Genomic DNA, 24,330 nt, shown 5'->3' on the forward strand with positions numbered 1-24,330 from the left:
AAAGGTCATTCTGGCCGGCGCGCTGACACCGCCTTGTGCAGATGCACCATCATGGCGGCGGTGAAGAGCGGCGTCAGCAGGTTGACGACCGGAACGGCCAGGAAAGCGGCGATGACCAGCCCGGCCAGGAACACGGTGCCGGCATACTTCCGGCGCAAGGCCTTAGCTTCGGCCTCCGGGCGGAAGCGCATGGCGGCGAATTCGAAGAACTCGCGCCCGAGCAGATAGCCATTGACGATGAAGAAGGCGGCGATGTTGATGCCCGGCACCAGGAGCAGCAGCAGGGCGATGATGTTGCCGAGAACAACGACGCCAAAGAATTTTATCGCCAGCACCAGCGAGTGCAGCGCCGGCACGGGACGGCCGGGCGGGTCGTCCGGATAATCGGTGCGCTCGACCACTTCGGCGACGTCGTCGAGGAACAGGCCGGCGATGATCGCCGTCACCGGCGCGACAACCAGCGCCATCCCCATCGCCAGGACGATGCCGGCGACAATGGCGCCCAGCCATCCGGCCCAGGACGGCAGCCCAGGCAGAAGCGTCTGCAGCCACGGCCAGGCCAGCCATCCGAGCAGGCTCTCGATGCCGAACCAAAAGGCCACCAGCGCCAGCAGGGTCAGCCCCAGCGTCTTCAGGAAGACGGAACGGAATTCGGGCGAGAACAGCCGGCTGGCAGCGGCGCGGGCGGCGTCGAGGATCACGGCGTCTCCAACCCCTCATTGACTAAGACGCTTCCGAGATAGGCACCCTTGTCGAGCAGCGCAACTATTGCGCAAGTTTCGTCTGCCGGGCGGGGATGGTCATCGCCGCGACGCCGACAACGACGAAACCCATGCCGAGCCAGGCCGTCGGACCGAGGCTCTCGCCAAGGAAGAGAGCGCCGATGCCGACGCCTATCGGCACGCGCAGATAGGCCTGCGATGTGGTGCCGACCGAGCCCAGCGTGTGGATAAGGCGGAAGAAGATCGAGAAGGCGAGCGCGGTCGAGAAGACTGAAAGTCCGATCAGGGCGAGGATCGACGCGGTCGATGGCGAGAGCGTCCAGGGCCGGTCGAAAACAAGGCTCAACGGAATCAGGATCGCCGCGCCGCAGATCATCGAGCCGGCGGCCGGCAGCATTGGGTCAAGCCCTCTGAAGTTGCGCCCGAAAATGGCCGCGCCCGCATAGCTGACGGTAGCGGCGACGACGGCAAGCTGCGCCCACAGCTGATGGCCGAGACCGCCGAGCGCCTCCGTGCCGACGATGAGGCAGATGCCAGCGATGCCAGCGCCGACACCGACCAGCTTGCGCAGCGTCACCGGCTCGTGGCGGGTGATCAGCGCGGTCAGGAGGAAGGTGAAGATCGGCGAGGTGGCGTTGAGGATGGTGGCGAGGCCGGCATCAATGGAGCGCTCGGCGGCGGCGATCAGGGTGAAGGGCACGACGCTGTTCAGGCAGGCCTGGAAGGCGAAGCGACGCCAGGTTGCGGCGTCCCTCGGCATGGCGAGGCCGCGCCAGCGGATGATCGCCAGCAGGATGGCGCCGGCGATCAGGGTGCGGGCGGCGATGAAGGTCACCGGCGGGATCGTCTCGACGCCAACCTTGATGAAGGTATAGGACGCGCCCCATAGCAGCGCCAGCACGGCAAGCAGCGACAGTTCGGTGGTCATGTCGGTCTTTGCGGGCATTGCTGGTTCGTGCTCTCAGAAACTTCGCTCGGATCGCTTCTAGCCGACGGCCAGGCGGAAATGTTTCGATCCGGATGCAACCATAGCCGTCATCATCACGGCCGATATGGTCCAGTTTTATGCGATGGCTGCAACAGCCGGCAAATAGGCGCGGCCATTGACCGGCATGGCGGAACCCAATGCCGATTTTCGGGGTAGGCAAAAGGGCGGCAACTCGCTAGACCCGCGCCCGGCCGGCGTGGCAGAAAGCCGGCAGGTTCCAAGGCGGAGAGATTGATGCCGGATTATGACGTGCTTTGCATCGGCAATGCCATTGTCGACATCATCGCCCAGTGCGACGAGGCCTTCCTCGAGACCAACGGCATCATCAAGGGCGCGATGAACCTGATCGACACCAGGCGCGCCGAACTGCTCTACAGCCGCATGGGCCCGGCGATCGAGGCCTCCGGCGGCAGCGCCGGCAACACGGCGGCTGGCGTTGCGAGCTTCGGCGGCCGCGCCGCCTTCTTTGGCAAGGTCTCCAACGACCCGCTCGGCGAAATCTACACCCACGACATCCAGGCCCAGGGCGTCGCGTTCGACACCAAGCCGCTCCAGGGCCAGCCGCCGACGGCGCGATCGATGATCTTCGTCACGCCGGACGGCGAGCGCTCGATGAACACCTATCTCGGCGCCTGCGTCGAGCTTGGCCCGGAAGATGTCGAGGCCGACAAGGCCTCCGGCGCCGCGGTCACCTATTTCGAGGGCTATCTGTGGGACCCGCCGCGCGCCAAGGAAGCGATCCGGCAGACGGCAAGACTGGCGCATGCCGCCGGGCGCGAAGTGTCGATGACATTGTCGGATTCCTTCTGCGTCGACCGCTACCGCGACGAGTTCCTCGACCTGATGCGCTCGGGCACCGTCGACATCGTCTTCGCCAACAGCCACGAGATCAAGTCGCTCTACCAGACCTCGTCCTTCGAGGACGCGCTGGAAGCGATCCGCAAGGATTGCAAGATCGCCGCCGTCACCCGCTCCGAAAAGGGCTCGGTCATCGTGCGTGGCGACGAGACCGTCACCATCAATGCGACGACGATCCGCGAACTGGTCGACACCACCGGCGCCGGCGACCTCTATGCCGCCGGCTTCCTCTACGGCTACACCGCAGGACGCAGCCTCAAGGAATGCGGCGACCTCGGCTCGCTGGCGGCCGGGCTGGTGATCCAACAGATCGGGCCGCGCCCAAGGCAGAATTTGCGCAGCGCGGCCCAATTGGCGGGGCTGCTTTAGCCTTCATTGCATTGGGCGCGTCGAACGACGCCAACTGTCGCGCGCCTGTCATAGAGCGCACCTACACGCAAACCGAGGCGTCCCGCGACTGACATTTCGGGATGTCCAGTTGGGGTGCAAAAAAATGCAAGACAGCAACCTGTCGGGTCGCTGTGTTTGTCGTTGCTGCCATTTTTGCTTCCTGCTGTAGCCATTTCAATCGGCCGCAGCTGGGGAGGAGAGCGCGTGGCCCGCAAGACAGACACATGACCAGATTTCAAAATCCGACGGATGGGACATCGCAGGATGCCTTGGCGGGCCTCGTCGCCGAGGCGGTGCAGCAGGCACTGGCCCAGCACGGCGTGCTCCTCGATCCGCAAGCGCTGGCTTCAGCCAGCGCCATCGCCGGCGGTTTCGCCGCCGCCTTTCCCTTCCTGCCGCAAACACAGCGGCTCGCGATCGGCTCCCTCAAAGGCGATTGGACCGCGCTTGCTTCCGCGTTCTTCAGCATGACCGCCAACAAGGCCGCGCGTGGCGGCACGGCAGACGCCGGCCGTAGCACGGCAGACGCCGGTGGGGCGGATGAGCACCCGGTGCCGCCATCCGCGACCGGGAAGCCCCCGTCGCCGCGCGAGCGCCAGCGAACCAACGATCTACAATCCGTGCTGATCGAGGATTGGGCGGGCGAAGTCGCAGGATCGACCTATCTGGAAGAGAATTTCCGCATACCGCGCTCGACCCTGCATCGCTGGCAACGGCGAAACGAGGTCATTGCCTTGCGCAAGGGTGGCCGCAAGCATGTCTTTCCGCTGGCCCAGTTCGTCGACGGCAGGCCGGCCGCGGGGATCAGAGAGCTGCTGGCGGTGATCGCCAATCCGAGGCTGGCCTGGTTCTGGCTGACCCGCCCTTCGCCCGATCTCGATGGTCGCACTCCCCTTGAAATGCTCAAGCACGACAGGGTGCGCGAAGTCATGCTGGCCGCACGCGACTTTTCGCCGACCAGCAATCCCAACGGCTCGCGAGTTTGATTTTTTTCTTTCAAATCAATTAGTTAAACGGCGGTTGCCGCGTCATTAACTAGTCGGCTAATGGTATTTCATGGAACAGTCCTCGTTGGATGTATCCCAGGTTGTGTAAATCTATAGTTACGTTTCGTTTGTACAACTTGTGCCATTTGTGCCAATTTCGACAATATATTCGTGGTATTTACGCAACAATACTTTTCCAAGATTCCAAAAGCCGCTTTTATGACACAATCTCTGTTGAACCGCGCTGCGACATGGGTCATGTGGAGCGCGAAGAAGCGGCGCGATGCGCGTCTTTTTCAACCGTGGGGACAGGGGGCGGCAACGCTGCCTTTCAAGAGATCAAACCCGTTTTAACTTTTGACTGGAGATTCAGAAAATGAACATCAAGAGCCTTCTTCTCGGCTCAGCTGCGGCCCTGATCGCAGTTTCCGGTGCGCGCGCCGCCGACGCCGTTGTCGTCGCCGAGCCGGAACCGGCTGAATACGTCAAGATCTGCGACGTGTACGGCTCGGGCTACTTCTACATCCCCGGCACCGAAACCTGCCTGCGCATCGGCGGCTATGTCCGTTACGACATCGGCTTTGGCGACGTCGGCTCGTTCGACGGTGCGTCGTCAGTCGACCACCAGGATGGCGACGAGCAGGACACCTGGAAGAAGAATGCCCGCTTCACCTTCAAGACCTGGACCGGCCAGGAAACCGAGCTCGGCACCTTGAAGACCTACACCGAAATGCGCTTCAACTTCGGCAACAGCAACGGCTATGGCACCCTCGCCTCCGGCAATCCCGCCGTCGACAAGGGCGTCTCGGTGAAGTTCGCCTCGATCCAGCTCGGTGGTCTGCGCGTCGGTAAGGACGAATCGGCGTTCGATTCGTTCATCGGCTACGCCGGCAACGTCATCCAGGATACGCTGGTTCCGTACGGCGATTTCGACACCAACGTCGTCCAGTACTACTTCGACGCCGGCAACGGCTTCTCGGCCGTGGTCTCTCTCGAAGAGGGCTCTGGCGTCGTCGGCACGATCGACAGCTATGTTCCGCATGTCGTCGGTGGCGTGAAGTACACGCAGGGCTGGGGCGCCATCACCGGCGTCGTCGCCTATGACAGCAACTACGAGGAAGTGGCCGGCAAGGTTCGTCTCGACGTCAAGCCGATGGACAACCTGTCGCTGTTCATCATGGGCGGCTACGGCACCGACGACAACCTCAACGATGACGCAGGCAACGTCATCGACGCGCATGGTCGCGGCTTCTACAAGCAGTGGAGCGGCAACTGGGCGATCTGGGGCGGCGGTACCTACACCATCAACGAGAAGACCTCGTTCAACGCCCAGCTCTCCTACGACGAAGGCAAGAACTTCGGCGTCGCGGCGAACATTGCCTATGAAATCGTCAAGGGCCTCAAGGTCACGGCCGAAGTCGACTATCTGCATGTCGGCGAAGATACCGTCACCAACTGGACCAAAGCCGACAAGGAAAACAGCATCGGCGGCATCCTCCGCTTCCAGCGCTCGTTCTGACCGGTTCTACAATCTTTGCAAGAAGGGCCCGCAGCACGTCGCTGCGGGCCTTTGTCTTTTCAGCTCAACCCCCGCCTGTCTAAGTGCCGAACAGACCCGCTCGCGCAGACCGTCCGGGACCTGGCCCACGACCGCGTCGAACGAGGCGACCGTCAGACCCTGGTCGATGCGCGTTGCTTCGGCGATGACGGCCCTGGCTTCCTCCGGGCGTCCGAACGCGGCGAGAGCGGCGGCCAGCCCCAACCTCGACCAGGTCTGCAATGGCCATTGGCGGCCACCACCATGGCCACCACAAGCACCACGCCTGGGGCTGGGGCGGGGTGACCATCGTGGCGTCCGACCATGGCGGCTGCGGCTATGAATTCTGGAAGTGGAAGGTGACCGGCTGGCGCTTCTGGAAGCGTGCCTTTCTCGCCTGCCGCGACTGGGAGTAGGGTGTCGCCACGCCTTCAAATGCCTTGCCTTCCCCTCGCCTCGCGGGGGGAAGGTTGCGGCCGATCCTGCTCGATGGATGCCGCGCCCGTCGGAGCTAGGCGATGCGGCGCTGGCGGCGTGACGACTGGCCGCCGCCGGCCCCGGGCTGCTCCAGCGCCAATTGGTCGGAAGTGACCAGCCGGCCACGGCCTTCCTTCTTGCCGACATACATATGCCGGTCGGCGAGCGCGACCAGCGCATCGGGATCAGCGGCTTCCGTCGGATAGATCGCGACACCGACGGTGCAGCCGACCTGGATGTCGCCGTTCGGGGCCGGAACCTTGATGCGCAGCCGCTCCAGCACGCGCTCCGCCACGCGCACCGCCTTCTCCCTGGCCTGGTCAGGCTTGCCCGAGAACAGGAAGGCGAACTCGTCGCCGCCGAGCCGCGCGACGAAGTCGGCGCTGCGCAGGATCGCGCGCAGCTTGTCCGACACGCGCTGCAACAGCGCATCGCCGGCCTCGTGGCCAAGCGTGTCGTTGACCTCCTTGAAGCGGTCAAGGTCGATGAACAGCAGGCCCGCCGCATCGCCGGTTGCGGCGCAGCGGCCGATCACCGATTTGAGCTCGTTGTGGAAGGCGCGCCGGTTGGGCAGGTCGGTCAGGAGATCGTGGTTGGCCGAATGGTCGCTCTGCTGCTTGGCCAGCTCGATCTCGCGCTTTTGCGCCGACAGTTCCTCGTTGGCGGCCTTGAGGTCGAGCAGCAGCTGCGCGTTGAGGTCCTCGACGACCTTGCGGTCGCTGATGTCGACGACGAACCCCTCGAGGAATTCGAGCCCGCCGGCCTCGTCCCAGACACCGCCGCCGATCTCGCGGACCCAGAGCGGCTCGCCGACCCTCGGCACGATGCGGTAGTCGACATTCCAGTTGCAGCGCGCCTCGAGCGCGGCGTCGACGGCAGCATAGACCGAAGCGAGATCGTCAGGATGGATGGCCGAAACGTAGTCGCGCACCGCATTGTGGATGAAATCGCTCGGCCGATAGCCGCTGACAGTGAGGATGCCGTCGCTGATGTAGAGCATCGTATAGGACTGGTCGTTGCGGCAGCGGTAGAGATAGCCGTCCATGCGACCGGTGATGCTGAGCAGCGCGTCCAGCCGCTCGTCGTGGTGGCCCCCCTGGCCGACCGCGGATGCAGAAACCCCGTCATGCTTCATGGCCGCACCCCCAAGTTAGCGGTCTGAGCGCGCCGTAGATGCCGTTACGGCAAGTCGGCAAGAGGTCTTCAATATCAGCTGAGTATTATCAATCTGTTATGGGAGGCGCCCTACGCGCACCGCTTCTCAGTTGCTCGCCGTGTAGGCCGCGATCGCCGCCATGTTGACGATGTCTGAGTCCTTGGCGTTCAGCGAGACGATCTGCACCGGCTTGTTCAGGCCGACCAGCAGCGGGCCGATAACGGTCGAGCCGCCGAGCTCCTGCAGCATCTTGGTCGAGATCGAGGCCGAGTGGAACGCCGGCATGATCAGCACGTTGGCCGGGCCGGTCAGCCGTATGAACGGGTATTGCGCCATGGCGCGGGCGTTGAGCGCCACGTCGGCGGCCATCTCGCCGTCATACTCGAAATCGACGCGGCGCTTGTCGAGGATGCGCACGGCCTCCTGCACGCGCTCGGAACGTTCGCCATGCGGATGGCCGAAGGTCGAGTAGGCGAGCATGGCAAGCCGCGGCTCATAGCCCATGCGGCGGGCAAAGCCGGCCGCTTCCTCGGCGATGTCGGCGATCTGCTCGGCATTCGGCATGTCGTGCACGGCGGTATCGGCGACTAGTACGGTCTTGCCCCGCGCGAGCACGATCGAGACGCCGATGACGCGGTGGCCCGGCTTGGCGTCGATGACGCGGCGGATGTCGTCAAGCGCGGTGGAGTAGTTGCGGGTGACGCCAGTGACGATGCCGTCGGCATCGCCCAGCGCCACCATGCAGGCGGCGAAGTGGTTGCGGTCATTGTTGATCAGCCGCTGGCAGTCGCGGAACAGGAAGCCCTTTCGCTGCATGCGCTCGTAGAGATAGTCGGTGTAGATGCCGTTGCGGCGCGACAGCCTGGCATTGATGATCTCGATGCCCTGCTTGTTGAGCTCGATGCCGGCGTGTTTGGCGTTTTCCTTGATGACGTCGTCGCGGCCGAGCAGGATGGCGGTGCCGAGATTCTGGTTCACATAGGAGACGGCGGCGCGCATCACCTGCTCCTCCTCGCCCTCGGCGAAGACGATGCGCTTGGGCTGGCGCCGCACGCGGTCGTAGATGCGCTGCAGGGTGGAGGCGATCGGATCGCGGCGGGCGGAAAGCTCCTGCGCGTAACGGCCGAGGTCTAGGATCGGCTTGCGGGCGACACCGGACTCCATCGCGGCCTTCGCCACAGCCAGCGGGATGGCGGCGATCAGGCGCGGGTCGAACGGCACCGGGATGATGTAGTTGGGGCCGAATTTCGGCCGGTTGCCCTGATAGGCGGCGGCGACGTCGTCGGGCACGTCGCGGCGCGCCAACTCGGCCAGCGCGCGCGCCGCTGCGATCTTCATCTCGTCGTTGATGGTGGTGGCGCGGACATCCAGCGCGCCGCGGAAAATGTAGGGGAAGCCGAGCACATTGTTGACCTGGTTCGGATAGTCCGAACGCCCCGTGGCCATGATGGCGTCGGTGCGGATCTCGGCCACTTCCTCGGGCGTAATCTCGGGATCGGGATTGGCCATGGCGAAGATGATCGGGTTCCTGGCCATCGACTGCACCATCTTGGTCGTCAGCGCGCCCTTGGCGGAAAGGCCGAGGAAGACGTCGGCGCCATCGAGAGCCTCGGCCAGCGAGCGCGCCTCGGTCTTGACGGCATGCGCCGATTTCCACTGGTTCATGCCTTCGGTGCGGCCCTGGAAGACGACGCCCTTGGTGTCGCACAGGATGATGTTTTCCGGCGAGAAACCCATCGCCTTCATCAGCTCGATACAAGCGATGCCGGCGGCACCGGCGCCGTTGCAGACCATCCTGGTGGTCTTCATGTCGCGGCCGGTGATCTCGAGCGCATTGATCAGGCCGGCGGCGGAGATGATGGCGGTGCCGTGCTGGTCGTCGTGGAAGACGGGTATGTCCATCAATTCGCGCAGCCGCTGCTCGATGATGAAGCATTCCGGTGCCTTGATGTCTTCCAGATTGATGCCGCCGAAGGAGGGACCGAGGAAGCGCACGCAGTTGATGAACTCGTCGGCATCCTCTGTGTCGACCTCGAGGTCGATGGAATCGACATCGGCGAACCGCTTGAACAGCACCGACTTGCCTTCCATCACCGGCTTGGAGGCAAGCGCGCCGAGGTTGCCGAGGCCGAGGATGGCGGTGCCGTTGGAGATGACGGCGACCATGTTGCCGCGCGTCGTGTAGTCGAAGGCGCGGCTCGGATCCTCGGCGATGGCGCGAACGGGAACGGCGACGCCCGGCGAATAGGCGAGGCTGAGATCGCGCTGCGTCGCCATCGGCTTGGTGGCGACGATTTCCAGCTTGCCCGGCCGTCCCATGGCGTGGAATTCGAGCGCCTCCTGCGCGCTGACAGAGGGACCGCTGCTTTCGGTTTTCCTGGCCATGGTCCTCTTGATTCCCTCACCAGTGCGGCACCCTTGAGCTGGACGCCATATTTTTTGTGAGCTTCCGGCTTAAGGCCACACGCCGTCGCTGTAAACCGCCAAGCGACGTGCAAACGCTGTTCCTGGGCCGGGCGCGATGCCGCCGTTCAGATCCCGCCCGACGAGGCGATAGCGGCAATCTCGCGCACATGCTCGCGCACAGGGGCCCATCGCGTCAGCCCCGCGGTGCCGGCGAACGGCCACTCGGCGAACGGCGGATCGCCGCTTCCCATGCGCCGCTTGAGCGCCGAGAGATAGGCCATCAGGTGCAGACGTTCGGCCCGCACCGTCTCCAGCGTGCGGCCGCGAATCTCCTCGCGCGGAATGGCGCGGTCGCGCAAGGTCTCGACGGCACGCCGGATGGCGGTCGGCTCGGGCTCGGCGATGATGCAGTAGTCCGGGTGGAAATACACGTCGCGGCCGCCGATGCTCGGCGTCGAGACGATCGGCAAGCCGGCCAGCAAGTACTCCATACTGGAGTACATTGCCCCCTCCACCGCCGACAGACAGAGCCCGACCGCGGCCTGGTTGTAAACATGGTTGACCTCGTCCGGCGAAAGTCGCCCGGCCAGATCGTCGACGAGCGGATTGGCGATCCGGTGCAGCGGCGACTGCGCCTGTAGGCGCCGAATGAAGGCGCGGTCGCCGGCCGGAGGCAATTCCCCGATCGAAGATGTCACATGGACCAGCCTCTCGATTTCAAACGCGAGGTAATGCCGCTTAGTGTGTGAGATACGGCCATTGTAGACGGCATCGTATTCGACCGACACGTCCGGCAGCGGTCGGAAGATGTCCTCCGAGATCATCAGATTGTGATTGGAGAAGATCGCATTGCCGCCTACGCTCGCAATCAAGCGGCGTTCCTCCTCGGTGTTGCAGAGGAAGATCAGCTCATGGTTGGGGCAGGCCCAGGCAAACCAGGCGAGGTCCCTGCCGATCTGATCGATGACGGCGGGCCTCTCCAGGGTCCAGTTCGGCATCAGCAGGAAAGTGGCGCGCCGCGATGCCAGGCGACGGGAAAGGGCGGCAAGCGCATAAAGCGGGCGGCGCCCGCCGACTGGCACGTAGAGGATCAGCGGATCGCGATTGAAGATGTGGACGGGGATGTCGATGCCGCCATCGAGATCGGATAACGGCCCGCGTGCAGGAAGAACGAAAGGAAACCTTGTCCGCAGCCATGCCTTTACCTTGGTTCTGGTGCGATTGGCGCGGTTGGTGGCAAGAAGCCGCACACGCCTGAGCGGCGAGCCGGCAGGACCGACCATCTCCTCGAACGTCTCGTGTCCGTCCTGCTTCATTGCCCCTATCCGCCTGTAATGCCGATCCCCGGGCGTGATCAGTATTCGCGATCGCGGCTTCAGGCAATGTGCTCATCCCGTGGCGGTTTCCCCCGCTTTTCAAGCCGCCGGCATTAAACCACGCGAGCTGTTCTGCTAGCGTGCCGGCATGGATATGCGCACCCCGACCGAACTCAACGCCCCCGAGGCGACCACGCCGATGCCCTTCGGCGGCGCCGTCACGCCGATGATGGAGCAGTATATCGAGATCAAGGCGGCGAACCCGGATTCGCTCCTGTTCTACCGCATGGGCGATTTCTACGAGCTGTTCTTCGACGACGCCGAGAAGGCAAGCCGGGCGCTCGGCATCGTGCTGACGCGGCGCGGCAAGCATCAGGGCCATGACATTCCGATGTGCGGCGTGCCGGTGCATGCGGCGGATGACTATCTGCAGAAGCTAATCGCGCAAGGCTTCCGCGTCGCCGTCTGCGAGCAGACCGAGGACCCGACGGAGGCCAAGAAGCGCGGCTCGAAATCGGTGGTGCGGCGCGACGTGGTGCGGCTGGTGACGCCCGGCACCATCACCGAGGACAAATTGCTGGCGCCGTCGGAATCGAGTTTCTTGATGGCGCTCGGACGCGTGAAGGGAGGCAGCAGCGATCATGCCTTCGCGCTGGCCTGGATCGAGATCTCGACCGGGGTCTTCCGCGTCGCCGAGACCACCGCCGACCGGCTGCTCGCCGACATCTTCCGCGTCGATCCGCGCGAGCTGATCGTCGCCGAGCCGGTGTTTTACGACCCCGAGCTGAAGCCACTGTTCGACGTCATCGGCCGCGTCGCCAGCCCGCAGCCGCCGTCGCTGTTCGATTCGGCCTCGGCCGCGGGACGCATCGCACGCTTCTTCGCGGTGGCGACGCCGGACAGTTTCGGGACGTTTTCGCGCGCCGAGCTGTCGGCCATCTCAGGCACTATTGCCTATGTCGAGAAGACGCAGAAGGCCGAGCGGCCGCCGCTGTCGCGACCGGAGCGCGAGGAGAGCGGCTCGACGCTGTTCATCGACCCGGCGACGCGCGCCAATCTGGAGCTCTTACGCACGCTGTCGGGTAGCCGCGACGGCTCGCTGTTCAAGGCGATCGACCGCACGGTGACCGGCGGCGGCGCGAGGCTCTTGGCCGACCGGCTGATGGCGCCGCTGACCGATCCGGCGGCGATCGGCGCCAGGCTCGATTCGGTGTCGTTCTTTCGTGCCGAAACCCGACTCTGCCAGGCGGCGCGGACGAGCCTGAAGAGCGTTGCCGACATGCCGCGGGCGCTGTCGCGACTCGCGCTCAACCGTGGCGGCCCGCGCGATCTCGGCGCGCTTCGCGCCGGCTTCGAGGCGGCGGACGCCATCGCACAGCTGTTCGCGGCGATCAGCCTGCCCGAGGAACTTGCGGCGGCGCTGGCATCGATCCAGGCTCTGCCGCGCGATCTGCGCGACCATCTCAGCCTGGCGCTGGATGAGGAATTGCCGCTGCTCAAGCGCGACGGCGGTTTCGTGCGCCGCGCCTACCATGCCGAGCTCGACGAGATGCGAGCGCTGCGCGACGAATCGCGCAAGGTGATCACCGGGCTGGAGCGCTCGCTGATCGAGGAGACTGGCATCCGCTCGCTGAAGATCCGGCACAACAATGTGCTCGGCTATTACATCGAGGTCACCGCCAACCACCATGCGGCAATGACCGGCAGCGACGAGAACAAGGCCCGCTTCATCCACCGGCAGACCATGGCCAACGCCATGCGCTTCACCACGACGGAGCTCGCCGAGCTGGAATCGAAGATCGCCAATGCCGCCGACCGGGCGTTGAGCATCGAGCTCGCCACTTTCGACCGGCTGATGGCGGAAGTCGTCGCCGAGGCGAACAGCATCCGCGCCGGCGCCGATGCGCTTGCGGTGCTCGACGTTTCGGCAGCCCTTGCGCTGCTTTCGGAAAGCGAGGCCTGGTGCAGGCCCGAGGTGGATTCCAGCCTCGCCTTCGAAATCGAAGGTGGCCGTCATCCGGTGGTCGAGCAGGCGCTGCGCCGCTCGGGCGAAGGCCCGTTCGTTGCCAACGACTGCGATCTTTCGCCGGAGGGCGGCGCCAAGGCCGGCGCGATCTGGCTTTTGACTGGTCCCAACATGGGCGGCAAGTCGACGTTCCTGCGGCAGAACGCGCTGATCGCCATCCTTGCCCAGACCGGCTCATTCGTGCCGGCGCAGAGCGCCCATATCGGCGTCGTCGACCGGCTGTTCTCGCGCGTCGGCGCATCCGACGACCTGGCACGCGGCCGCTCGACCTTCATGGTCGAGATGGTCGAGACGGCCGCGATCCTCAACCAGGCAGGCGAGCGGGCGCTGGTGATCCTCGATGAGATCGGCCGCGGCACAGCGACCTTCGACGGCCTATCGATCGCCTGGGCGGCGGTGGAGTATCTGCACGAGAAGAACCGGTGCCGAGCGATCTTCGCCACGCATTTCCACGAGATGACGGCGCTGGCCGGCAAGCTCCCCCGCCTCTCCAACGTCACCATGCGGGTCAAGGAATGGGAGGGCGAGGTTGTGTTCCTGCACGAAGTCGGCAAGGGCGCGGCGGACCGTTCCTACGGCGTACAGGTGGCGCGGCTCGCCGGCCTGCCGGAGGCCGTGGTGGCGCGGGCAAAAGAAGTGCTGCACCAACTCGAGGAAGGCGAGGTGTCGGGCAAGGCCAATCGCCTGGTCGACGACCTGCCGCTGTTTTCGGTGGCGGCGAAACGCGAAGCACCTAGGCCGGCAAAGAACGACGCGCTGAGCGACGCACTCGTCACGATCAATCCCGACGAGATGACGCCGCGCGAGGCGCTGGAGGCGCTCTACAGGCTGAAGGGGTTGGCTACAAAGCCCTGACGCGGCGCGGCTTCAAATCATCTCCAGCCCACGCTTGCGGGTGGGCGGCGGGAAGGCGCGGTCGAGCTCGGCGAAGTCCTCCGGTGTCAGCCTGATGTCGAGCGCGGCAACGTTCTGGCGGACATGCTCGGGCTTGCTCGCCTTCGGAATGGCGATGACGCCTTCCTGGCCCATTACCCAGGCAAGGGCGATCTGCGCGGCCGTCGCGTTGTGGCGGGCGGCGATGGCTTCCAGCCGGCCATTGCGCGCCAGCGCGCCCTGCTCGACCGGCGAATAGGCCATCAGCGGAATGCCGCGCTCCCGGCTCCAGGGCGCGAGGTCGAATTCGGGGCCGCGACGCGCAAGATTGTAGAGCACCTGATTTGTCTGGACGCTGCTGCCGTCGCGCAGCCCGACCAGTTCCTCCATCTCATCGGTGTCGAAATTGCTGACGCCCCAATGGCCGATCTTGCCGGTCGCCTTCAGCGCCTCGAAAGCCTCGACGGTCTCGGCCAGCGGCACGCTGCCCGGCCAGTGCAGCAGATAGAGGTCGATGCGGTCCGTGGCGAGACGCCTCAGACTGTTCTCGCAGGCCCGCTTCACCCCGGCGCGCGAGGCATTGGACGGCAGCACCTTGCTAACCAGGAACAGCTCGTCGCGCCGCCCGGCGATGGCCTCCGCCACCACTTCCTCGGCGCCGCCGCTGGCATACATCTCCGCGGTGTCGATCAGCGTCATGCCGAGGTCGAGCCCAAGCCGCAAGGCCCTCACCTCGTCGGCGCGGTGGCGGCTGTCCTCGCCCATTTTCCAAGTGCCCTGGCCGAGCACCTGGACGGCTTCGCCCGAGGGCAATGTGGTGGTTCTGATGGTCGATGGCATGACTGGGCTCTCATTGACGGCGGGATCGCATCACAGCCGCGATAGGAAATCCAGTGGTGCCAAGCCCGCCCGGATTTCTCGCGTGCCAAAAACCTACTTCGCCGGATGGGCGGCGAGCCAGGCCTGCATCTCCTTGATCTCGGCCTCCTGCGCCTTGAGGACACCTTCGGCGAGCCTGCGGATTTCCGGATCCTTGCCGTTGGCGAGCACCACCTTGGCCATGTCGATGGCGCCCTGGTGATGCGGGATCATGCCGCGGACGAAGTCGACGTCGGCATCGCCCGAATACTCATCTGCCATCATGGCGGCATGCATCTTGTCCATCGCCGCCTTGTAGTCGGCGGTCGAAGGGCTCTCCGCGCCCATCGCCATGCCGGACATGTCGTGCTTCATCTCCTGCGACTGCGCCGGAACGCTTTCGAGGAAGACGGCGAGCAGCATTCCCACCGCCATCAGCAGCAACACGATCTTCTTGGCCAAGGTCATCCAGTATCTCCTGTTGATGGGATAGTCGTATTTGGGAGCTTCGATCAGAGTTTCAACGTCCTCAGCCGCAATGCGTTGCCGATGACCGAGACCGAGGACAGGCTCATCGCCGCCGCCGCCAGCATCGGCGACAGCAGCGTGCCGGTGAGCGGGTAGAGCACGCCCGCCGCGACGGGCACCCCGAGCACGTTGTAGAGGAAAGCGAAGAAAAGGTTCTGGCGGATGTTGCGGATCGTCGCCCGGGCAAGCGTGCGGGCCCTGACGATGCCGTTGAGATCGCCCTTGACCAGCGTGATGCCGGCGCTTTCCACCGCAACATCGGCGCCGGTGCCCATGGCGATGCCAACATCGGCGGCGGCAAGTGCCGGCGCATCGTTGACGCCGTCGCCGGCCATGGCGACACCTGCGCCCTTGGTGCGCAGTTCCTCGACCAGCGCGCCCTTCTGCTCGGGCAGCAGGCCGGCGCGCACTTCGTCGATGCCGAGCTTGCCAGCGATGGCGCTCGCCGTGCGCTCATTGTCGCCGGTCGCCATTATGATCCGCAAGCCGCTGTCATGCAGCGCCCGGATCGCCTCGGCCGTCGTCGCCTTGACCGGGTCGGCGACGGCGACGATGCCGGCCAGCCTGCCGCCAATGGCGACGAACATCGCCGTCTTGCCCTCGCCCCGCAGCGCGTCCGCCGGCCCTGAAACCAGGCCCGTGTCGATGCCGAGATCGGCCATCATCGCCGGATTGCCGAGCGCGACCTTGCTGCCGGCCACCGTGCCGGACACACCCTTGCCGGTGACCGCCTCGAAGTCGCCGGCATCGGCTATCTTGATACCGCGGTCCGCCGCACCCTCGACGATCGCCTCGGCAAGCGGATGCTCCGAACCCTTCTCAAGCGAGGCGGCCAGCGCCAGAAGTTCGTTTTCCGCGATGCCGCCGGCGGGGACGACGTCGGTCAGCCGCGGCCGGCCCTCGGTCAGCGTGCCGGTCTTGTCGACGATCAGCGTGTCAACGGAAGCGAAGCGCTCCAGCGCCGCCGCCTCCTTGATCAGCACGCCGGCATGGGCGCCGCGTCCGGTCGCCGTCATGATCGACATCGGCGTCGCCAGCCCCAGCGCGCATGGGCAGGCGATGATCAGCACCGACACCGCCGAGACGATGGCGAAGATCAGGCTGGGCTGCGGCCCGAGGACCGCCCAGGCGGCGAAGGCGGCGAGCGCCACCAGCACGACGGCCGGGACGAAATAGAAGGAAACACGGTCCGCCAGTCCCTGGATCGGCGCCCGCGAGCGCTGCGCCTTGGCAACCAGTTCGACGATGCGCGACAGCGTCGTCTCGGCGCCGATGCGCTCGGCGCGCATGACCAGCGAGCCGTTCTTGTTGAGCGTGCCGCCGGTCAGCGCGTCGCCCTCGGTCTTTTCGACCGGCAGCGGCTCGCCGGTGATCATCGATTCGTCGATCGCCGAGCGCCCCTCGAGCACGACGCCGTCAACCGGGACGGCATCGCCCGGACGGATGCGCAGCCGGTCGCCGGCCTTGACCGTATCGAGCGGCACGTCGCTCTCGGAGCCGTCGGCGCCGATCAGCCGCGCCGTCTTCGGTGCCAGGTCGAGCAGTGCGCGGATGGCCGAGCCGGTGCGCTCGCGGGCTCTGAGCTCCAGCACCTGGCCGAGGAACACCAGTGCCACGATGACGGCGGCGGCCTCGAAATAGACAGGCACGGCGCCGCCATGGCCGCGGAACTGGTGTGGAAAGATGTCCGGAAACAGCGTGGCGGCGACGCTGTAGAGGTAGGCCGCGCCGACGCCGAGCGAGATCAGCGTCCACATGTTGGGGCTGCGGTTGCGGATCGAGTCCCAGCCGCGATGGAAGAACGGGAACGCCGCCCACAGCACGACAGGGCTCGCCAGCGCTAGCTCCGCCCATGTCTTCGTGCGGTCGTCGATTAAGCTTTCGAAGCTCAGGCCGAGCATAGGCGCCATGGCGATGACGAGCAGGGGCAAGGACAGCACTGCGCTGACCCAGAATCGCCGGGTGAAATCGACAAGTTCGGGATTCGGACCCTCGTCGCCGGTCGGCACTCCCATCGGCTCCAGCGCCATGCCGCAGATCGGGCAAGCGCCCGGCTTGTCGCGGATGATCTCGGGATGCATCGGACAGGTGTATTGCGTGCCCTTCGGCATCGGCTGTGGTGCCGGCCGGTCGCCGAGATAATTGGCCGGCGCGGCCTCGAACTTGCCCTTGCAGCCGGCCGAGCAGAAGTAGAAGCCCTGGCCCTCGTGGCGGATAAAGTGTCTGGCGCTGGAGCGATCGACACTCATGCCGCAAACGGGATCGGTGGCGGTCAGGTATCTTTCCGGATCGGCGTCGAATTTCGAACGGCAGCCCTCGCTGCAAAAATGATGGATCTGGCCGCCATGCTCGGCGGTCGGCTTGCCGGCGGTCTGATCGACCGTCATGCCGCAGACCGGATCGCGGATGACCGCCTCAGCGGCAGGCGCGGTACCCTTCGCGGAGCAGCAGCCGCCGCCGTGCGCGTGGTGATCTTGGTCGGAATGGGCCATTGGGAATGCCTCTTATGTCGCGATCTGAGGCCGAGGTAGTGCTTCCAGTAACTGGAAGGTCAAGGGTCGGCCGTATTTTTTCCGCCAGGCAATTCCCGGCCGGTCGAGGCAGCGGAATCCCGTATTGTCGGCGTGTCCGTCCGCCCCATACCCAGCACCGCGAAAACGCGCTATAGACGCCGGCAAAAAGGCAAGGCCGACCCGGGCATATGGCAAAAATCTCCCTGAAACTCGACGAGTTGATCGACGGCGTGATGCTGCGCCACGACATGACGGCGCTCACCGCGGCCCATGCCGGCGACGGTTCAGGGCCGGCGACGCGCGCGGCCGTCCTGCAGCTGCTCAAGGCGCGGCTCGCCGGCGGCCGCAAGATCGCGGAGGCCATGCTCAGGGAGGACGGCGGCGGCACCGCCTGCGCCGCCCGGCTGTCGCACGTCATGGACGAGATCATCCGGGCGCTCTACGATTTCGCCGCCACCCACGTCTATCGCGTCAAGAACCGCTCCGCGGCCGAGCGCATGGCGGTGGTGGCGGTCGGCGGCTACGGCCGCGGCACGCTGGCGCCGGGGTCCGACATCGATCTGTTGTTCCTGCTTCCCTACAAGCAGACGCCTTGGGGCGAGCAGATCGTCGAATACATGCTCTACATGCTGTGGGACCTCGGCCTGAAGGTCGGCCACGCCACCCGCAACATCGACGAATGCCTCAGGCTGTCGCGCACCGACATCACGATCCGCACCTCGATCCTGGAGGCGCGTTTCCTGTGGGGCGAGCAGAAACTTTATGACGAGCTTTTGACGCGTTTCGACCATGAGGTGGTGCGCACCACCGGCCCCGAATATGTGCAGGCCAAGCTTGCCGAACGCGACGATCGCCACGCCAAGGCCGGAGAAAGCCGCTATCTGGTCGAACCCAACGTCAAGGACGGCAAGGGCGGGCTGCGCGACCTGCAGACGCTGTTCTGGATCGGCAAATACTTCTACCGGGTGCGCACCGGCGAGGAGTTGGTCGAGAAGGGTGTCTTCACCGAGGCCGAATACCGGGAATTCCTCAAGGCCGAGGATTTCCTCTGGGCGGTGCGCTGCCAGATGCACTTCCTCACCGGCAAGGCTGAGGAGCGGCTGCATTTCGACATCCAGCGCGAGATCGCCGAACGGCTCGGCTATACCAGCCATCCCGGCCTGTCGGCGGTCGAGCGCTTCATGAAGCACTACTTCCTCGTCGCCAAGGATGTCGGCGACCTCACCCGCATCTTCTGCGCCGCGCTCGAGGAAGAGCAGGCCAAGCACGTGCCTGGTTTCAACCGCATCTTCCTCACCTTCCAGCGTCGCAAGCGCAAGCTGGCCGGCACGTCCGATTTCATCGTCGACAATCACCGCATCAACGTCGCCGACGACATGGTGTTCGAGCGCGACCCGGTCAATCTGCTCAGGCTGTTCTGGTTCGCCGACAAGCATGGGCTGGAGTTCCACCCCGACGCGCTGAAGCTGCTCACCCGCTCGCTCGGCCTCGTCGGCAAGGCGCTGAGGCGCGACGAGGAGGCCAACCGGCTGTTCCTCGACATTTTGACCTCGGACCGCTACGCCGAGCTCAATCTCAGGCGCATGAACGAGGCGGGGCTGCTGAGCAAGCTGATCCCGGACTTCGGCAAGATCGTCGCCATGATGCAGTTCTCGATGTACCACCACTATACGGTGGACGAGCACCTGATCCGCTGCATCGGGGTGTTGGCCGAGATCGAGCGCGGCGACGGCGAGAAGGTGCACCCGCTGTCGCACTCGCTGATGCCGGGGCTGAAGAAGAGCCGCGAGGCGCTCTATGTCGCCGTGCTCCTGCACGACGTCGCCAAGGGGCGGCCGGAGGATCATTCGGAAGCCGGCGCCCGCATCGCGCGGCGCATCTGCCCGCATATGGGGCTGTCGGCCGCCGACACCGAGACGGTGGCCTGGCTGGTCGAGAACCATCTCGTGATGTCGATGACGGCGCAGACGCGCGACCTCAACGACCGCAAGACGATCGAGGATTTCGCCTCGATCGTGCAGTCGGTCGAGCGGCTGAAGCTGCTGTTGATCCTCACCGTCTGCGATATCAGGGGCGTCGGGCCGGGCGTCTGGAACGGCTGGAAGGGGCAGTTGCTGCGCACGCTGTACTACGAGACCGAGCTGCTCTTGACCGGCGGCTTCTCCGAAGTGTCGCGCGCCGAGCGCACTTCCGCGGCGCGCGAGCGGCTGGCCGAGGCGCTGGCCAACTGGCCGGCAAAGGAGCGCAAGCGCTACGTCGCCCAGCACTACGAGAACTACCTGCTGACCGTCGACCTCGCCGACCAGCTGCGCCATGCCGAGTTCGTCCGCGAGGCTGATGCCGCCGACAAGAAGCTCGCCACCATGGTCAAGACGCACGAGTTCGAGGCAGTGACCGAGATCACCGTCCTGGCGCAGGACCATCCACGCCTGCTGTCGGTGATCGCCGGCGCGTGCGCCGCGGCCGGCGGCAACATCGTCGACGCGCAGATCTTCACCACCTCCGACGGCCGCGCGCTGGACACGATCCTGATCTCGCGGGAGTTCGACCGCGATGAGGACGAGCGCCGCCGCGCCGAGCGCGTCGGTCGGCTGATCGAGGACGTGCTGTCGGGCAAGAGCTGGCTGCCGGAAATGATCGAGAAGCGCACCAAGCCCAAGCGCGGCGCCAAGGTCTTCCGCATTCCGCCGCGCGCCGAGATCCGCAACACGCTGTCGAACCGCTTCTCGGTGATCGAGATCGAAGGGCTCGACCGACCGGGCCTGCTCTCCGAGGTCACCGGCGCGCTCTCGGACCTGTCCCTCGACATCGCCTCGGCCCACATCACCACTTTCGGCGAGAAGGTCATCGATACCTTCTATGTCACCGACCTCACTGGACAGAAGATCGACAGCCCGACGCGCATGGCCACCATCCACAAGCGGCTGATCGAATCGCTCGAAGGCATCGCGCCGGAGCGCGGCGGCAAGTCCAAGGCCGCCGCCGAGTGACCATCACTTTGTCCCAATCGCACAGGCAGTCTCCCCGCGCATGAGCCTTGTCAAGAAATTCGCCACCGTCGCTTCCGGCACGCTGATGAGCCGCGCGCTCGGCTTCGGCCGCGAGATGCTGATGGCGGCGGCGCTGGGCACCGGACCGGTGGCCGACGCCTTCAATGCCGCCTTCCAGTTTCCCAACACCTTCCGCCGGCTGTTCGCCGAGGGCGCCTTCAACGCCGCCTTCGTTCCGCTGTTCGCCAAGGACATCGAGACGCATGGCACCGATGGCGCCAAGCGCTTCTCCGAGGAAGTGTTCGGCGTGCTGTTCTCGGCGCTGCTGGCGCTGACCATCGCCATGGAGCTGGCGATGCCGCTGATCGTGCGCTACCTGGTGGCACCGGGCTTTGCCGACACGCCGGGGAAGTTCGAGACGACGGTCACGCTTGCGACTATCATGTTCCCCTATCTCATCTGCATGTCGCTCGGCGCGATGATGGCCGGCATGCTGAATTCGCTGCGCCGCTATTTCGCGGCGGCGATCGCGCCGGCCTTCCTCAACATCATTCTGATCAGCGTGCTGGGTTACGCCTGGTATAACGGGCTGGACGCGCATGATGTCGGCTTCGGCCTGTCCTGGGGCGTGCTTGCGGCGGGCATCGTGCAGCTCGCCATCGTCTGGGTGGCGGTGCGCCATGCAGGCATCTCGATCGGCTTCCGCCGGCCGAAGATGACGCCGAGCGTCAAGCGGCTCTTGATCCTGGCGCTGCCGGCGGCGATCACCGGCGGCATTACCCAGATCAACCAGCTGATCGGCACGGCGATCGCCTCGGCGCAGGACAGCGCGGTGTCCTCGCTCGCCTATGCCGACCGTATCTATCAACTGCCGCTTGGCGTCGTCGGCGTTGCGGTGGCGATCGTGCTCTTGCCGGAACTGTCGCGCGCCTTGAAATCGGGCAACCTGATCGAAGCGGCGAATCTGCAGAACCGTTCGGTCGAATTCACGCTGTTCATGACCCTGCCGGCTGCGGCCGCGCTCTGGGTGATGTCGGAGCCGATCGTGCGGCTGGTCTATGAGCGCGGCGCGTTTGCCGCCAACCACTCGACGCCGATCGTGGCCTCGATCCTGGCGATCTTCGGCCTCGGCCTGCCGGCCTTCGTGCTGATCAAGGCCTTCACGCCGGGCTATTTCGCGCGCGAGGATACGCGCACGCCGATGATCTTCGCCGCCATCTCGGTCGGCGTGAACGTCGCCACCGCGCTGACGCTGTTCCCGTCGATGGGCGCGCCGGGCATCGCGGTCGCATCGGCCGTCGCCGGCTGGGTCAACGCCATGATGCTGCTTGCCGTACTGATCCGGCGCGGCCATTGGGGCCGCGACATACCGCTGTTGAAGCGCATTCCCAGGCTGGTCCTGTCGGCGGCGGTGATGGCCGTTGCCCTTTACTTCGCCGAGCACTGGTTCGCCGCAAGGCTGGGGCCTGACGCGCCGCTGGTGATCAAAGCGACGACGCTGCTGGCGCTGGTCGCCGGCGGAGCGACGCTTTACTTCGTCACCGCCTTCGCCACCGGCGGCGCCGATTTCGGCATGATCCGCAGGAACGTGAAGCGCAAGAGCCCGCCGCCGGTCAAGGAACCGTTTCCAGATCCGTAAGCCTGACTGCAGCGACCCCAGCCGACAGGCATCAGTCTTCGCCAGACAATTCGTCGCAAACCGAGCGCGGCGATGACGGCGCCTTTCTCCCCATCACTATACGAGGAGAAATGTCCGGCAGGACAATGAGGGGGAGGCGCGGACCTGTCAGGCCGAGGTACAGACGCAACAAGCGTGACACGAACACCACTGAGCAGGAAATCCACCTGATGCGATTGCTCTGCCGTGATCTCCGCCTCTTGATCCTCTCCACGCTCTCGTCCATAAGCGCGCCGTCGCAAGACTTTCGCCGCGCGCGGTCTCCAGCCGCGTGATTGGCTCCGAAAAGTCTGCAACTTTTCGGAATCACGCTGATACGGCCCTCCACAAGCCATGAGGACATCATGACCGCCTTCAAGCCGCTCGTCTTTTCCGGCGTCCAGCCGACCGGCAATCTGCATCTCGGCAATTATCTCGGCGCCATCAAGAAATTCGTGGCCCTGCAGGTCCAGTCCGATTGCATCTATTGCGTCGTCGACCTGCATTCGCTGACCGCGCAGCTCGTCCATGACGACCTTGCTGACCAGACGCGCTCGATCACCGCCGCTTTCCTCGCCTCCGGCATCGACCCGAGGAAGCACATCGTCTTCAACCAGTCGCGGGTGATGCAGCATGCCGAGCTTGCCTGGATCTTCAACTGCGTGGCGCGCATCGGCTGGATGAACAAGATGACGCAGTTCAAGGACAAGGCCGGCAAGGACCGCGAGAACGCCTCGCTCGGCCTGCTCGCCTATCCGAGCCTGATGGCGGCCGACATCCTGCTTTACCGCGCCACCCATGTGCCGGTGGGCGAGGACCAGAAACAGCACCTCGAACTGACCCGCGACATCGCCCAGAAATTCAACAACGACTTCTCGGACCGCATCGCCGCTCTGGGTGTCGGCGTCGAGATGCAGGTTGGCGAGGAGACCGTGAACGGCTATTTCCCGATCACCGAACCGGTGATCGGCGGGCCGGCAGCGCGCATCATGAGCCTGCGTGACGGTTCGAAGAAGATGTCGAAGTCGGACCCGTCGGACCTGTCGCGCATCAACCTGACCGACGATGCCGACACCATCTCGAAGAAGATCCGCAAGGCCAAGACCGATCCGGAAGCCTTGCCGAGCGAGGTCGACGGGCTGGAAAGCCGGCCGGAAGCGGAAAACCTGGTCGGCATCTATGCCGGGCTGGCCGAAATCTCCAAGGCCGACGTGCTGAGGGAATTCGGCGGCCAGCAGTTCTCGGTGTTCAAGCCGGCGCTGGCCGACCTTGCGGTCGAGAAGCTTGCGCCGGTGGCCGGCGAGATGCGTCGTATCGAAGGCGACCGCGCCTATGTCGACGCGGTGCTGAAGGACGGCGGCGAGCGCGCCGGCGTGCTGGCGGAATCGACGATGCGGACGGTGCGCGACATCATCGGCCTTTTGCAGGACTGATCGATCCAATCTCGTTGATCGCTACTGCCATGAGGGCCGGCGGCTTGCCGCCGGTCCGTGGCGGTGGCAGATTGCGGCCGAATTGACACCGAGCAGATAGACATGGTCTCCAAACGTCTCAGCCGTGAAGTTGGCCACCGCCGCAAATTCCTGGCGATCATCGACGACACGCCGGAATGCGAGCGCGCCGTCGCCTATGCCTCGAAGCGGACGCAGAGCACCAGCGGCGTGCTGGTGCTGCTCTATGTCATCGAGCCGGACGATTTCCAGCACTGGCTGGGGGTCGAGAAGATCATGCGCGAAGAGGCGACCGCGACGGCGCGCGCCGCGCTCGATACTTATGCCAACAAGGTTCGCCAGAAGCTCGGCATCGAGCCGGAACTGGTGGTGCGCGAGGGCAAGCCGACCGAAGAGATCCACAAGCTGATCGAGGAGGACCAGGACATCGCCATCCTGGTGCTGGCGGCGGGCGCCGGCAAGGAAGGCCCCGGACCTCTCGTCAGCGCGGTGGCCGGCAGGGGCGCCGCCTTCCCCATTCCGGTCACCGTGGTGCCGCAGAATCTGTCAGACGAGGAGATCGACAGCCTCGCCTGAGATGCGTTGGTATTCAGGTGAG

The 24,330-nt window shown here is 65.2% G+C and carries 17 protein-coding genes; 9 read left to right on the forward strand and 8 right to left on the reverse strand.

Going from position 1 to position 24,330, the window contains the following annotated elements; translation table 11 throughout:
• Positions 1 to 5: 5 nt before the first annotated feature.
• The gene (locus tag EJ073_RS17155; RefSeq protein ID WP_126056799.1) at positions 6 to 701 is read right to left on the reverse strand and encodes a sulfate transporter family protein; all 696 of its coding nucleotides are present in this window, start codon (positions 699 to 701) and stop codon (positions 6 to 8) included.
• 64 nt (positions 702 to 765) lie between these two features.
• Positions 766 to 1,668 carry an EamA family transporter gene (locus EJ073_RS17160; RefSeq protein ID WP_126056800.1) on the reverse strand — a complete coding sequence of 301 codons (903 nt, stop codon included), beginning with the start codon at positions 1,666 to 1,668 and terminating at the stop codon, positions 766 to 768.
• A gap of 276 nt (positions 1,669 to 1,944) precedes the next feature.
• On the opposite strand from EJ073_RS17160, the gene EJ073_RS17165 reads away from it, so the two are divergent.
• The 4 genes from EJ073_RS17165 to EJ073_RS31610 all read left to right on the forward strand — a co-directional run bounded on the left by EJ073_RS17165 (position 1,945) and on the right by EJ073_RS31610 (position 5,897).
• Complete coding sequence (locus tag EJ073_RS17165; protein WP_126056801.1) at positions 1,945 to 2,937, forward strand: adenosine kinase; 993 nt, start codon at positions 1,945 to 1,947, stop codon at positions 2,935 to 2,937.
• Positions 2,938 to 3,227: 290 nt separating this feature from the next.
• Positions 3,228 to 3,944, forward strand: a complete 717-nt coding sequence (locus EJ073_RS17170; protein ID WP_348627209.1) for a hypothetical protein — start codon at positions 3,228 to 3,230, stop codon at positions 3,942 to 3,944.
• A gap of 376 nt (positions 3,945 to 4,320) precedes the next feature.
• Positions 4,321 to 5,463: a porin gene (locus EJ073_RS17175; RefSeq protein WP_126056802.1), complete on the forward strand. Its 1,143-nt coding sequence runs from the start codon at positions 4,321 to 4,323 to the stop codon at positions 5,461 to 5,463.
• A 260-nt stretch (positions 5,464 to 5,723) separates the two neighbouring features.
• Positions 5,724 to 5,897 (forward strand): hypothetical protein, encoded by a 174-nt coding sequence (locus EJ073_RS31610; RefSeq protein ID WP_189347615.1) that lies wholly within the window; start codon positions 5,724 to 5,726, stop codon positions 5,895 to 5,897.
• A 95-nt stretch (positions 5,898 to 5,992) separates the two neighbouring features.
• On the opposite strand, the gene EJ073_RS17180 is transcribed toward EJ073_RS31610, so the two are convergent.
• The 3 genes from EJ073_RS17180 to EJ073_RS17190 all read right to left on the reverse strand — a co-directional run bounded on the left by EJ073_RS17180 (position 5,993) and on the right by EJ073_RS17190 (position 10,836).
• Positions 5,993 to 7,093 (reverse strand): sensor domain-containing diguanylate cyclase, encoded by a 1,101-nt coding sequence (locus EJ073_RS17180; RefSeq protein WP_126056803.1) that lies wholly within the window; start codon positions 7,091 to 7,093, stop codon positions 5,993 to 5,995.
• 126 nt (positions 7,094 to 7,219) lie between these two features.
• A complete protein-coding gene (locus EJ073_RS17185) occupies positions 7,220 to 9,499 on the reverse strand; it encodes an NADP-dependent malic enzyme (protein ID WP_126056804.1) in 2,280 nt (759 codons plus the stop codon).
• Between the two features lie 146 nt (positions 9,500 to 9,645).
• The gene (locus EJ073_RS17190) at positions 9,646 to 10,836 is read right to left on the reverse strand and encodes a glycosyltransferase (RefSeq protein ID WP_126056805.1); all 1,191 of its coding nucleotides are present in this window, start codon (positions 10,834 to 10,836) and stop codon (positions 9,646 to 9,648) included.
• A gap of 148 nt (positions 10,837 to 10,984) precedes the next feature.
• Between EJ073_RS17190 and mutS the strand changes: the two genes are divergently transcribed.
• On the forward strand, positions 10,985 to 13,717 hold the full coding sequence (gene mutS, locus EJ073_RS17195; RefSeq protein WP_126056806.1) for a DNA mismatch repair protein MutS: 2,733 nt from the start codon (positions 10,985 to 10,987) through the stop codon (positions 13,715 to 13,717).
• Positions 13,718 to 13,729: 12 nt separating this feature from the next.
• Here mutS and EJ073_RS17200 read toward each other — a convergent pair whose 3' ends face one another.
• From EJ073_RS17200 to EJ073_RS17210, 3 genes are all read right to left on the reverse strand, one after another.
• Positions 13,730 to 14,575, reverse strand: coding sequence for an aldo/keto reductase (locus EJ073_RS17200; protein WP_126056807.1), 846 nt, complete (start codon positions 14,573 to 14,575; stop codon positions 13,730 to 13,732).
• A gap of 93 nt (positions 14,576 to 14,668) precedes the next feature.
• The gene (locus EJ073_RS17205) at positions 14,669 to 15,061 is read right to left on the reverse strand and encodes a DUF305 domain-containing protein (protein ID WP_126056808.1); all 393 of its coding nucleotides are present in this window, start codon (positions 15,059 to 15,061) and stop codon (positions 14,669 to 14,671) included.
• 44 nt (positions 15,062 to 15,105) lie between these two features.
• Positions 15,106 to 17,613 carry a heavy metal translocating P-type ATPase gene (locus EJ073_RS17210; protein WP_126056809.1) on the reverse strand — a complete coding sequence of 836 codons (2,508 nt, stop codon included), beginning with the start codon at positions 17,611 to 17,613 and terminating at the stop codon, positions 15,106 to 15,108.
• Between the two features lie 209 nt (positions 17,614 to 17,822).
• On the opposite strand from EJ073_RS17210, the gene EJ073_RS17215 reads away from it, so the two are divergent.
• The 4 genes from EJ073_RS17215 (at position 17,823) to EJ073_RS17230 (ending at position 24,308) form a co-directional block, all read left to right on the forward strand.
• A complete protein-coding gene (locus tag EJ073_RS17215) occupies positions 17,823 to 20,624 on the forward strand; it encodes a [protein-PII] uridylyltransferase (RefSeq protein WP_126056810.1) in 2,802 nt (933 codons plus the stop codon).
• A 40-nt stretch (positions 20,625 to 20,664) separates the two neighbouring features.
• Positions 20,665 to 22,263 (forward strand): murein biosynthesis integral membrane protein MurJ, encoded by a 1,599-nt coding sequence (murJ, locus tag EJ073_RS17220; RefSeq protein ID WP_126056811.1) that lies wholly within the window; start codon positions 20,665 to 20,667, stop codon positions 22,261 to 22,263.
• 383 nt (positions 22,264 to 22,646) lie between these two features.
• Entirely contained in the window at positions 22,647 to 23,714 is a 1,068-nt protein-coding gene (gene trpS / locus EJ073_RS17225; RefSeq protein WP_126056812.1) for a tryptophan--tRNA ligase, read from the forward strand.
• A 102-nt stretch (positions 23,715 to 23,816) separates the two neighbouring features.
• Positions 23,817 to 24,308 carry a universal stress protein gene (locus EJ073_RS17230; RefSeq protein ID WP_126056813.1) on the forward strand — a complete coding sequence of 164 codons (492 nt, stop codon included), beginning with the start codon at positions 23,817 to 23,819 and terminating at the stop codon, positions 24,306 to 24,308.
• Positions 24,309 to 24,330: the final 22 nt, after the last annotated feature.

Source organism: Mesorhizobium sp. M4B.F.Ca.ET.058.02.1.1 (genome assembly GCF_003952505.1).
Lineage (GTDB): Bacteria > Pseudomonadota > Alphaproteobacteria > Rhizobiales > Rhizobiaceae > Mesorhizobium.